This is a genomic window from Galbibacter orientalis DSM 19592, from assembly GCF_000260115.1.
Taxonomy (GTDB): domain Bacteria; phylum Bacteroidota; class Bacteroidia; order Flavobacteriales; family Flavobacteriaceae; genus Galbibacter; species Galbibacter orientalis.
In genome coordinates this window covers 2,218,846-2,232,163 of the sequence record NZ_JH651379.1, presented here as the reverse complement: position 1 = coordinate 2,232,163, position 13,318 = coordinate 2,218,846, and the positions used below count along the sequence as shown (strand labels likewise).

General features: G+C 29.5%; 9 protein-coding genes. 8 read left to right on the top strand and 1 reads right to left on the bottom strand.

The features are described 5' to 3' along the window. The first annotated feature begins 88 nt into the window (after positions 1–88). The 8 genes from JOOMADRAFT_RS09870 to JOOMADRAFT_RS09835 all read left to right on the top strand — a co-directional run bounded on the left by JOOMADRAFT_RS09870 (position 89) and on the right by JOOMADRAFT_RS09835 (position 10,361). The gene (locus JOOMADRAFT_RS09870) at positions 89–907 is read left to right on the top strand and encodes an O-antigen ligase family protein (RefSeq protein ID WP_157136671.1); all 819 of its coding nucleotides are present in this window, start codon (positions 89–91) and stop codon (positions 905–907) included. Between the two features lie 296 nt (positions 908–1,203). Next, positions 1,204–1,674 (top strand): hypothetical protein, encoded by a 471-nt coding sequence (locus JOOMADRAFT_RS09865; protein ID WP_008612933.1) that lies wholly within the window; start codon positions 1,204–1,206, stop codon positions 1,672–1,674. After that, entirely contained in the window at positions 1,646–3,772 is a 2,127-nt protein-coding gene (locus JOOMADRAFT_RS09860) for a bi-domain-containing oxidoreductase (RefSeq protein ID WP_008612932.1), read from the top strand. The genes JOOMADRAFT_RS09865 and JOOMADRAFT_RS09860 overlap by 29 nt, the downstream gene beginning before the upstream one ends. A 137-nt stretch (positions 3,773–3,909) precedes the next feature. After that, positions 3,910–5,340: an alginate lyase family protein gene (locus JOOMADRAFT_RS09855; RefSeq protein ID WP_169313488.1), complete on the top strand. Its 1,431-nt coding sequence runs from the start codon at positions 3,910–3,912 to the stop codon at positions 5,338–5,340. A gap of 33 nt (positions 5,341–5,373) precedes the next feature. Further along, the gene (locus JOOMADRAFT_RS09850; RefSeq protein ID WP_008612930.1) at positions 5,374–6,576 is read left to right on the top strand and encodes a glycosyltransferase family 4 protein; all 1,203 of its coding nucleotides are present in this window, start codon (positions 5,374–5,376) and stop codon (positions 6,574–6,576) included. 106 nt (positions 6,577–6,682) lie between these two features. Then, positions 6,683–7,582, top strand: coding sequence for an NAD-dependent epimerase/dehydratase family protein (locus JOOMADRAFT_RS09845; RefSeq protein ID WP_040879664.1), 900 nt, complete (start codon positions 6,683–6,685; stop codon positions 7,580–7,582). A gap of 174 nt (positions 7,583–7,756) precedes the next feature. Continuing rightward, positions 7,757–8,311 (top strand): sugar transferase, encoded by a 555-nt coding sequence (locus JOOMADRAFT_RS09840; RefSeq protein WP_008612922.1) that lies wholly within the window; start codon positions 7,757–7,759, stop codon positions 8,309–8,311. A 94-nt stretch (positions 8,312–8,405) separates the two neighbouring features. Continuing rightward, complete coding sequence (locus JOOMADRAFT_RS09835) at positions 8,406–10,361, top strand: polysaccharide biosynthesis protein (protein WP_008612921.1); 1,956 nt, start codon at positions 8,406–8,408, stop codon at positions 10,359–10,361. 527 nt (positions 10,362–10,888) lie between these two features. Here the strand turns inward: JOOMADRAFT_RS09835 and JOOMADRAFT_RS09830 are convergent. Further along, on the bottom strand, positions 10,889–12,934 hold the full coding sequence (locus tag JOOMADRAFT_RS09830; protein ID WP_008612920.1) for a tetratricopeptide repeat-containing sensor histidine kinase: 2,046 nt from the start codon (positions 12,932–12,934) through the stop codon (positions 10,889–10,891). Positions 12,935–13,318 lie beyond the last annotated feature (384 nt).

The window sequence follows — 13,318 nt, the reverse complement described above, 5'->3', positions numbered from 1 at the left end:
CAATAAAACATATAGGTATAGGATAAATCTCAAACAGAAATCACCTTATTTTTACCTTATTGCATTTATTCTTGTTACCTTAATAAGTATGATTTATACTGAGGATAAACACTATGGTGTTAAGCAGCTGGAAAAGATACTTCCTTTGTTTTTGATTTCTTTCATAGGATTGTTCTCAGGAAATCTTTTTTTTGATTTTAAAAAGGCATTAAAATATAACTATTACGGGCTTATAACTTTAGTAATTATTAGTTCTGCTTATACATTTTATTTTTATCATTTTAAATATTATTTAGGAATTGCTCAAGTTAAAGGTTTTACGCAGATTAACTTTTTTAGTTTTTTCGAGCATAGACTGTATGTTGGATTGTCAATTTTAATGATCACTCCATATGTTTTTAACTCTATTTATTATTCTAAAAGTAAACTAAATAAAGTTTCTAATATTTTTCTTCTATTTTTTTTATTTTATTTAAATTATTCGTCTGGTGCTAGAATATTAATTTTTTTGAACATAATTATCTTATTCTTTTTATTACTCGCTAATTTAAAACAGTACTTCAATAAATATTTCGTTATTTTAGGAATTATCTTGGCTGGATTATTTATTTACTTGATGATTTCTTTTCATCCCAGAACTAAACTAACTGTTGAATTATTTAAAAATAACATATCAATAGAGAAGCTAGATGACAGAGTAGTGATTTGGGAGAATGCAATAGATATCATTTCTGAAAATTTTTTTGTTGGAGTAGGCTTAGGTGACGCTAATAATGAATTGACAAAGTCCTATAAAATAAATAATAATTTTTACCAATTAAGTAATAAATTTAACGCACATAATCAATATTTGCAAATTCTATTACAATCTGGTATTGTTGGACTTTTATTTTTTTATTTTTTATAATATCATTATATAAAAATGATAAACCTATATATCTTATTGTTTTTATTCTTGTTTTTTGTTTCAGTTTTTTTATTGAATCCATTTTAGTTAGAAATATTGGAGTTTTTCCATTTTCATTATGGGTTTTTTTACTCATATCCTCTAAAGGTTATTCCGATTCAATATATTTGGATGAAATCCCATATGGAATTAAAAAAAATATTTTTTTTTTAATATTGCTTGTTGCGATACTATTTGTTTCGATGTTTGTTAAATATTGTTTTCTGAAGTTTGATTCTACTAATCCTAGTACATACATGACCACTGATTACATTAAAATAAAATATAAGGATTTACCGAATAAAGAACAGTTTGTTAATGAAGCTGGAGGTGTGCTTTTAGTAGATTTTGAAAGCTTCAGATCTTATAAAAATGGTTATTTTTTGGCTCCTGAAATATATAATTCTTTTAATCGAAAAGAAGACTTTGTGAGTTTTGGGATTTGGTGTTATGTTTCATGTGAGTCTAATATAGAAAGAGCATATATTTATGGTTGGGATAGAATAGATACATCTTATGTAGATACATATGATATGAAAAATAAAGGAAGTTGGCAATATTTATATATCAATAATAAATACTTTTCTCGGCCATATACCCTAGGAATTAGACTTGATTTACCAAAAGAGAAGAATTCTGTGGAGGGAAAAATTTATTTTACATTGCCTGATTACAATTTTATAAATAAAAAGAATTTAAATGAAACAAATAATACAAGATTTAAATAAAGGAAATACAATTTTAGAAGAAGTTCCAGTTCCAAAGGTAAAGGCAGGTTGTGTTTTGATTAGAACTACTAGAAGTTTAGTTTCTTTAGGAACTGAAAAAATGTTAGTTGAGTTTGGAAAAGCAAACTTTATTCAAAAAGCTAGGCAACAACCCGATAAAGTTAAGATGGTTCTAGATAAAATCAAATCGGACGGTCTAAAACCAACAATGGAAGCAGTTTTTAACAAATTAAATCAACCTTTACCACTAGGTTACTGTAATGTAGGTGTTGTTAAGGAAGTAGGAAAGGGTGTGACAGAGTTTAAAGTAGGTGATAGGGTAGTATCAAATGGGAATCATGCTGAATATGTTTTAGTGCCGAAAAATTTGGTTGCTAAAATACCAAAAGAAGTATCTGATGAAGAAGCAGCTTTTACGGTAATAGGTTCTATAGGATTACAAGGAATTAGATTGTTAAAACCAACATTTGGAGAAACAATAGTTGTAGTAGGGCTTGGTTTGATAGGCTTGGTTACAGCCGAATTATTAATAGCTAATGGTTGTAATGTTTTAGGGTTTGATTATGATCCTGTAAAAGTTCAGCTAGCTAAAGATAAAGGAGTGTTGGCAATAAACCCTGCAGATGGGACAGATCAAGTTAAATTTGTTGAGGAATATACAAATGGTGTTGGAGCTGATGGAGTTATTATCACTGCTTCTAATAAAAGTAATGATATCATTTCGCAATCTGCTAAGATGAGCCGTAAAAGAGGTAGAGTTGTGTTAGTAGGTGTCATAGGTCTTGATATTAGTAGAGCTGATTTTTATGAAAAAGAACTTTCCTTTCAAGTATCTTGTTCATATGGACCTGGGAGGTATGATGAGTCTTATGAACAAAAAGGGATAGATTACCCTGTAGGATATGTACGTTGGACTGAAAACAGAAACTTTGAAGCTATATTAAATGCAATTAAAAAGGGGGGGCTTAATGTAAGTGATTTAATAACAGATCGCTATAAATTATCTGAATATAATAAGATTTATGGTGATATGAGTAATTCTAAATCAATAGCTTCGATTATAGAATATTCAACAGATTCAAATTCTGATATAGATAATATTGTAGTTGAAAAAAAGTCCTTTCATGGAAGTAAAGGAGTGTTGGGGATAATTGGGGCTGGAAATTTCACAAGTTCAACAATGTTGCCTAAACTTAAAAAGCTTAAAGCTGAAGTTAAATTTATTGCTAGTTCAGGAGGACTTTCCTCAACGGTTTTAGCAAAAAAATATTCTATTGAAAATTCCACAACAAATTACATTAATATATTAGAAGATAAGGAGGTAGATATAGTAATCGTGACGACTCAGCATAATGTGCACGCTTCAATGGTCTTAGAAATATTAAAAGCTAATAAAAATGTATTTGTAGAAAAGCCTTTAGCACTTAATATTGATGAACTTGAAGCGATTATAGAAGAATATAAAAAAAGGAATCTTAATGTAACAGTCGGTTTTAATCGAAGGTTTGCCCCACTGGCAAAAAAGATGAAAACTTATATTGGAGATAATACAAATCCTATCAATATTGTAGCAACAATGAATGCAGGATTTATTCCTCAGAATGTTTGGGTTCATGATATGGAAATAGGTGGTGGTAGAATCATTGGTGAGGCATGTCATTTTATTGATTTATGTAGTTTTCTATGTGGTAGTGAAGTTGTTTCTGTATGTATGAATGCGATGGGTTTAGATGTTCAAGAGAATACAGATAATGCAAGTATTCTGTTGAGATATGCCAATGGATCAAATGTTGTGATTAACTATTTTGCTAATGGAAGTAAATCTTATTCAAAAGAAAGAATAGAAGTTTATTCGCAAGAACGTACATTAGTGATGGATAATTGGAGAGAGCTTAAAGCATACGGGTTTAAAGGTAAATCAAGTTATAAGACTAAACAGGATAAAGGGCACTTTAATCAATTTAAGGAATTAATAGAGCATCAAAAAAGTGGAGGATGTGACGGTATCATTCCTTTTAATTCAATTATTAACACAACTAAAGCTTCATTTGCTGCAATAGAATCTCTTAAGGAAGGAAGATGGGTAGATATAGGCTAGGGTTGTTATTTAACACAATCAAATATCTTAAGGTTAAACAGATTTATTATCAGTTTTATTACCGACTAAGAAATAGATTTTTTAAAAAGTCATATAATGCTGAATTTTTATGTGTTGAATCTGTTTTGTATGAAAACGTGCTTTATAATAAAACCAGTTATCTTACAAATTCATGTTTTTCGTTTCTAAATATTAACCACTGCTTTAATTCAGGTATTGATTGGAATCATACTGAATATGGTAAATTATGGACTTATAATTTAAATTACTTTGACTTTCTTAATCAAGAGAATATTACTTCTAAAGAAGGTAAATTTTTAATATATGATTACATAAAAAAAGCTAATGAAAGGATTGATGGTAAGGAACCATATACTATTTCTTTAAGAGGAATAAACTGGATTAAATTTATTTCTAAAAGAAAAATAAATGAAGAAGCAATTAATAGATTTTTATATAATGATTATCAAAGATTACTTGATAATTTAGAGTATCATTTACTTGGAAACCATTTATTAGAAAATGGTTTTTCTCTATTATTTGGATCTTTTTATTTTAGAGATGAAAAGCTATACTCAAACGCAAAAAGAATAATTCAAAAAGAGTTGAAAGAACAAATATTAGAAGATGGCGGACATTATGAATTAAGCCCAATGTATCATCAAATTATATTATTTAGAATATTGGAATGCTATAATCTAATAATAAGTAATAAATGGAAAGATGAATTAGAACAATTGTTAAAGGATACTGCTTTAAGAATGTTAGAATGGCTACAATCCATAACATTTGATAATGGAGAAATTCCTTATGTTAATGATAGTGCTTTTGGTATAGCTCCCCCTTCCAAGGAGTTAATTGCTTATGCAAAAAGATTAGGTTTGAATGCACATAAAGGCGTTTTAAGTGAAAGTGGTTACAGGAAATTTGAGTTTAATGGTTTTGAATTGTTGATGGATGTAGGACATATATCACCTTCGTACCAACCAGGGCATTCGCATGCTGACTCATTGAGCTTTATTCTACATGTTAATAAAACACCAATATTTATTGATACAGGTGTTTCAACATACGAGAATAATACAAGACGTGCTTACGAAAGATCAACTAGAGCTCATAATACAGTTACAGTACAAGGAAAGGATTCTAGTGATGTGTGGGGAGCATTTAGAGTCGGTAAAAGAGCAAATGTAAATATATTAAAAGATGAAAAAAAAATCATTAAGGCTATTCATGATGGATACAATAATATTGGATGTTCTCATGAAAGAAGCTGGATGATAGATGATAATGATTCTTTAGTGATAGAGGATAGAATCGGTTCATCTACAGGTGTTTTTAATCTCATTATATCACCAAGCATTAATAAAATACTACTTAATGATAAATCTGTTTTTATTGATGGAGTTATATTGGAATTTGAGGGGTATTTATCATCAATACAAATGGAAGAGATAGGAGTTTCGAATGAATTTAATATAGTGGAAAATACTAGAAAGATTTTAGTTGAATTTTATGACAGTTTAAATACTAGAATCAGATATTTAAACAAGCAAGACACCTTATAATTCAATTTATAAATTGTAAAAAAATATAACTGAATGAAAATTTTATATTTTTATCAATATTTCTCTACGCCAAATGGGGCTTGGGGAACACGAGTCTATGAATTTGCAAAAGAATGGATAGAACAGGGGCATGAAGTGACCGTTGTAACCGCTATATATAATAAATCAGATATAAAAACTGATAAATTTGTTGATGATCAAAATATTGATGGAATTCATATAAAAATTCTTAACATAGATATAGATAACAGACAATCTAAATTAAAAAGGATTTGGTCGTTTATTCAATATAGTTTATTATCATCATTATACGCTCTTATATTACCTGCAGATATTGTAATAGCTTCATCTGGGCCAATTACAATGGGTATACCAGGATTGATAGCTAAATTTTTTCGAGGAAGAAAACTAATATTTGAGGTTAGGGATTTGTGGCCAGAAGGTGCAATAGAGTTAGGCATTATTAATAATGGATTATTAAAAAGAGTAGGATATTGGTTTGAAAGAACATGTTATGTTTCATCGAACTACATTGTAACTCTCTCACCGGGTATGACAGAAAACATAAAGAATAGATTTAGCATCAACAATATAATAGATGTTACCAATGCAGCAAACATTGATCTTTTTTCGGCAAAAATGAGTTTTGATGAAAAAAAAATAACTTCTAAAACATATGCTATTTATACTGGAAATATAGGAATGGTTAATAACTCATATTGGTTATACAACGCAGCTAAAGAATTAAAGAAAATGAAAAGGAGTGATGTTAAAATATTGTTAATAGGAGAGGGGCAGCAGAGAGAGGAACTTGAAGAATTAGCCAAGAATGAGGGTGTGGAAAACTTCATTAGACTGAATCTTATGCCTAAAAGTGATTTAGTATCTTATGTTCAGAATTCTTTCGTATCCCTAGTTCCACTTAAAGATTCCCCCGTTTTAGATACTTCGTCACCTAATAAATTTTTTGAATCTTTAGCTGCTGGTGTTCCAGTAATTCAGAACACAAATGGTTGGATGAAAAACTTTATTGAAGAAAATTCTGTAGGATTTACTTTAGACCCAAATGATCCACAACAACTAGCAAATAAACTAATTTGGTTAAAAGATAACCCTAAGGAAGGTAGATTAATGGGGTATAATGGATATATCGTAGCAAAAAAATATTTTGATAAAAAATATTTAGCTAATAAAATGCTAGATGTTTTAATAAAAGTGAATAATAATACTATATAGTTTATTATCTTGCTTGACGGATATAATTTTTTGCTAAGTTAATTTTTAAAAATATAAAATAAGGAAAGTATTGGGAATTTTATTCTTAATCTTAAGAAACTTAAATATGGCCAAAATTTTAATAACAGGCTCTAGCGGCTTTTTTGGACGAAATATTTCAGAATTTTTACAAAAACACCATTCTGTTATAGGTCTAAGCCGAACAAATTCAGATATAAAATCAGATTTAAAAAGTGAATGCCCAAAATTAGATAATGATATTGATTATGTTATTCACGCAGCTGGTAAAGCTCATATAGTTCCAAAAACAGAAGAGCAAAAGTTAGAATTTTTTGATATCAATGTAACTGGTACTAAAAACTTACTAAAAGCACTAGAGGGTAAAAAAATAAAGTCATTTATATTTATTAGTACAGTAGCAGTTTATGGTCTCGAAACTGGGACTAATATCAAAGAAAATTATCCTCTAAATGGTGACACACCCTACGCTATGAGTAAAATTGAAGCGGAGGAGATAACTAGAAAATGGTCTAAAAAAAAGAAAATTCCTTTATTAATTTTAAGACTTCCCTTAATAGTAGGAGATAACCCACCTGGGAATTTAGGAGCCATGATTAAAGCTATAAAAAAAGGTTATTACTTTAGTGTTAATAAAGGTAGAGCAAGAAGAAGTATGGTAATGGTAGCTGATATTGCTAAATTCATTGGCGATAATTTTGAGAAATCTGGTATATATAATTTAACAGACGATTATGACCCAACATTTCACGAGTTAGAAGCCGTTATTACAAAACAATTAGGTAAGAAAAATGTGTTGAACCTTCCTTCGTGGGGGATTAAATATTTGGGACTCATAGGTGATAAATTAACCATATTGCCTATAAATTCAAACAAAATTAAAAAAATGTCAAATGACTTAACTTTTGACTGTTCAAGAGCTAAAAAGGAATTGAATTGGACTCCTAGTAAGGTTGTTGATAAGTTAATGTTGAATTATAATGATTAAACTAATTTTTGATTTAATTATGTTTTTATTTTCAAACTTTTTTCTTAATACTAAGAACTACTTGATAACAGTTGGTTTTTTAATACAATCAAGTGGATTGAATTAAAATCATTAAAAATTCTCAAAAGAGAAAAATAAATTCTCAAAAAATTTTAATGTAATAATACTTATTTTATGACCCGTATATTCGACTTCTTCTTTGCATTTCTAGGCTTACTGTTTCTTTTTCCAATATTGTTAATTCTTTATCTTATAGGCTTCTTAGATACTGGTTCTCCTATTTTTGTACAAGAAAGGGTAGGGAGGTTCAAAAAACCTTTTAAACTAATTAAATTTAGAACAATGCATGTGAATACTAAATCGGTTGCTACCCATTTATCAAATCAGTCATCAGTTACAAAGTTTGGTAGTTTTCTAAGAAAATCTAAGCTAGATGAGCTTCCCCAATTAATTAATGTTTTGATTGGAGATATGAGTTTAGTAGGACCACGACCAAATTTATTTAATCAAGTTGAATTAATAGAAGAGCGAGATAAAAGAGGAGTTTATAATGTGGTTCCAGGTATAACAGGTCTTTCCCAAATCAATAAAATTGATATGTCTACACCAAAAGTATTAGCAGAAAAAGATGCTGAGATGCTTAAAAGTTTAACGATAACAAATTATTTTAAATATATTTTTGCTACAGTAAGTGGAAAAGGGCAAGGAGATAGAATTCGAAAGCAATAACTATTGTATTCCAACTTAACTAATAACGAAAGAGAAAGAATACAGAGAGTTGTAGAAAAAGTTGTATATTCGTAGCACGTAATTGTGGTTTATTATGTCTTATAATATTAAAGATAAGCTAGACTTATCTAAATTAGGTTTTTTACCCAGATGGGGAGTGTTTTTTATTGATGTGTGTATATGCTTGGTTGCACTTGTGTTATCAATGCTCGTTGCACAGATGGATAAACCTTTAACTCAGATTCAATCCAATTTAAATCTAATAGTTTTAACCGTCTTAATTGTAAATAGTTCTGCATTTATCATATTTAGAACCTATGCAGGGTTAATTAGACATTCAGGATTTATAGATGCAATAAGAATTCTATTAGCTGCAATTTTTACTTTTATAGTAGTAATGGCAGTTAATTATGGTTTTTATTTTAAAACCAATGCTTATTTAATGCCTCGTTCCTTTCTCATTCTTTATTTTTTAATTTCATTTTCATTATTATTTGTATTTAGAATAGCAACTAAACAATTTTTTGAGTTTTTTATTAAGTCAATAAGAGAAAAGGACTCCATTAAGGTGTTAATATATGGTATTAATTCTAATGCAGTATCTGTTGCGAGTGCATTAAAATCTGAAAGTCCATCTAGATTTCATGTAGTGGGTTTTATTACAGATGAGAAGAAAAATACAAATAAAAGAATTTTAGGGGAGCCTATAATCTATTTGAGTAAACGTATCTCTGTGTTAATGAGATTTCACAAAGCACAAGGTGTCATTTTAACAGATAATTCGATTTCTTTAAAAAAGAAAAATAAGATTGTTGAAGATTGTATTCAGAACAATATGAGTGTCTTTATGGCTCCGTTAGTTTCTGATGTTGAGGATGAAAAAGTTTCCAGTAAAATTGAAGCAATTCAAATAGAAGATTTATTGCCAAGAAAAGCAATTAACTTAAATATCTCTTCAATTTTAAAAGATATTGAGGGCAAGCGAGTTTTAATTACTGGAGGAGCAGGGTCTATTGGAAGTGAAATTGCAAGACAGATAGCTCTTTTTAATCCAGAAAAATTATATGTATTAGATCAAGCAGAGACACCGTTACATAGTGTTCACCTTGAACTTGCTAATAAGCATCCAAATTTAAAATTAGAGGTAGTATTAGCAGATATTCGTAATAAGGATAGAATTACATGCTTTTTTAAAAGCTGTCGTCCTCATGTAATTTTTCATGCAGCAGCATATAAACATGTGCCACTTATTGAAAATAATCCTACAGAAGCAGCTCTAGTTAATATAGAAGGGACGAAGCATTTAGCAGATCTTGCTTTAAAGTTTCAAGCAGAAAAGTTTGTTATGATCTCTACAGATAAGGCGGTTAATCCAACAAATATTATGGGTGCATCTAAGAGGATTGCAGAAATGTATGTGCAATCTTTATATTATAAAGCACAAAGAGAAAATCCTGAGTGCACAAAATTTATAACTACTCGTTTTGGAAATGTTTTAGGATCTAATGGTTCTGTAGTTCCTTTGTTTAAAGAGCAAATATCTAAAGGTGGTCCAGTAACAATTACTCACCCTGAAATTATTAGATATTTTATGACTATCCCAGAAGCTTGTCAGTTGGTAATAGAAGCTGGAAGAATGGGAAGAGGAGGAGAGATTTTTTTATTTGATATGGGAGATCCTGTTAAGATTTTGGATTTAGCTAAGAAAATGATACGACTTGCTGGCTATACCCCTGATAAGGAAATTAAAATTAAAATTACGGGGCTACGCCCAGGAGAAAAGTTATTCGAAGAGCTTCTGAGTGATAAAGAAAGAACGATGCAGACTCATCATGAAAAAATAATGATAGGTAAGGTTTATACCGATAATTATAACTTAGTTGATGAAAGCATATCAAGTATTGTCTCTAATGCACGTAATAATAGAATAGACTCTATGATTATAGCAATGAAAAAGTTAGTACCTGAGTATAAAAGTCAGAATTCTATATATGAAAGCTTTGATGTAAAATTGAAAACAGTTTTTGATAAGAGTAAGTTATCATCCTAATATTACTCCTCCTCAAAGAACGTACTATTTTAAGTAGTCGAGTTATTAAGAATTAGCTGTGCAGTGTTTAGGATTCAGTAATCAGTGCTCAGTATGCAGTGCTCAGTTTTTCAATATAGTTTCATTCAAAATTTTGCATTTATAATTCAACATTTTCATTTTTGTCTTGACACAAAAACGAAACAAAAAAGTCAAGACTGATTAAAGTATGAGAAAATCTACGGAAACACCCTCCACAGATAAAAAGAACTCGCTACGCTCAGACAGCTTTTTATCTATAATTCCATACAGCTTCCTTGATTTTTAATACTTTTTAAATAGGTCAGTTTTCTTTTATATTCATAATTCATATGTCGAACATACGTTATTTTGCAGGGTGTTCAGTAGGCAGGTTTATCATTCAAAATTCAACACTTAACATTTAAAATAATAGTGTAGTAAGCAGTATTTAGTACAATGTATTCAGTGTTCATTTTGTATTTTTTTGAGAATTTTTAGTGTGCCCTAAACCCTAAACCTACTAAAAACTAACTTAATTTAGGAAGTGTAAAAAAGAAGCTGGTTCCTTTGTTTACTGTAGATTCAATCCATAATTTGCCCTTATTCTTCTTAATCATTTCCTTACAAAGATTAAGTCCTAATCCGGTTCCTTTTTCATTATCGGTTCCGTAGGTAGAGTTGAATTGTGTTTTATTGGATAAGATACTGTCTATTTCTTCTTGAGAGATCCCAACACCACTATCTCTGACTTCTACTTGCCAAAAACTATCATTTTCTGTTGCTAAAACCTCTATAATGCCATTTGTAGGTGTAAATTTAATAGCGTTATTAATAAGGTTTCTAAAGACCATATTTACCTGATCTTCGTCCACAAAAACTTTAGCTTCATCAGGTATTTTATTATTAATAGTAATATCTTTTTTATGTGCCAATCCTTTTAATAATGAACTGGAATCTTTTGCAAAAGCCCCCAATTTACTTTCTACAGGATTGGAAATAGCACCTTTCATCTGTGCTTGTCCCCATACCAATAAATTATTTAATGTAAAAGAGACGCTTTTTACCTGCTCGCTTAGTTTAGGAGCAAATTGCATAAAATCTTTCGGCGATATCTGATTGTCTTTTAATAAATCAATAAGCGAGTTTAGAGAGGCTATAGGAGCCCGTAAATCGTGTGCAATTACAGAAAAGAATTTATTCTTAGTTTCATTGAGACTCTGAAGCTCTTGTTCTCTCTTTTTGAGTTCGTGATTCTTATTTGCCAGTAACCCATTTAATTTTCGCTCTACTTTTCTACTTCTCTGGGTAAAGAAAAGTACGGTTAATAAAATAATTACCCCGCCTGTGGAGAGATACATAAAGAGGCGTTGTTTATTATGCTGCTTTTGATTGTCTAATCTCAATTCATTTTCCATAGCAATGAAAGACATTTGAGCTTCATGAGCAGCTATACTCTTTGTGTTTTCATTGTTAAAAATACTGTCATTGTAACTTTTAAATTGCTCGTAATAAAATAATGCATGCTCAAAATCTAGCTTTCTTTTATATACTTTATAAAGAGTTTCGGAACACTCTTTAATATCTTCAAAAGAATTTAATTCTTTAGCAGATTTTAGTCCTTCTTCAGCATAAATTTTTGCAAGATCATATTCTTGCATCCCATTGTAGGTCTTGGCAATTCCATTTAACAAAGATGTTTTCTCTCTCTTGTCTTCAATTTTTTCGTATAAAGAAAGCGATTGCATAAATATATCTAGTGCTTCTTCGTATTTATTTATTTCAACATATAATTGTCCTTTTACTTTTAATGCATATGCCAACCAATCTCCAAATCCCAACTCCTTAAAAGTAAGAATAGATTTTTCTATGTTTTCTATACCTTTTCGATATTCTTTGGTTTTTAACTGAAAGCTAGCAATATTACTTAACGTTTGTGCACTTGCTAATTCACTATTTGTATGTTTGTTTATTTCTTGTGCTTTGTATAAAAAATCTAGAGCCTTTTTAAACTCTTGCTGCATTCCATATGTGATGCCTAAATTTTCATATATCAAACCTAAATATAAAAGTTCAGTTTCTGTTTTTTTAGCCTCATTCTCACCCATGCTTATTCCTTTTAAACTAGCTTCAACAGATTTTTTTATATCTCCAGAATATTCATAAAAAGTAGCTAAATTACTGTATGCTATTAGTATATTTTTAAGCTGATTTAAAGCCATAGCTTTTTCAAGGGCTCGCTCCGCATACTTAATAGCTTCTTTATAATTTCCGATTTCACTTTCATAAAATCCTAAATTTATTAAAGATTCAATTTCTCCACTTTTATAATCAATAGCCTCAGATAATTTTAAGCTTTCTTCTGCATAATGTTTTATAGTATCATTGCTAATATAATAGTTGCTAAGTACATATCTGTTAAGAAGATTTATGTAGGATGTATCTTTTTTTTGCGCTAAAGGAAGTTTTTTTTGTTGCGCAACTATTTTATATAGACTATCTATATTTTGCTTCTGACAAAAACTGACAGAGCAAATTAATAAACAAAATAATGTTATAAATAGTCGGTAATTCATTCGGGGACTTGTATCAACCTCAAATTTAATATAAAAAATAATTAGTTTGTATTATTCTGATGTTAAATACAACCTGAAAAAGTAACAAGTTATCTAGAAAGATTTATTTTTTTACATATTGAGTATGGTTTATCCTACTTACACTTGTTTTTGTTGTAATTTACTCAGTAGCGGGTATTTAGTATTTTAATCTTCATAAGGGGCTAATTTCCCAAAAGTCTGTCCTTAGTTTACCAAAGGACTCTGTATCGAAATGAGTTAAATTTGTTTGCTTTGAATATTTCCTATGCTCGCCCCGAGTAAGTAGATTATTTATGTAGAAGCTTTATAGAATTAAAAACATGCTTTAAAACCTTACAATTTTGTAGGTTTTTTTGGGTTTTA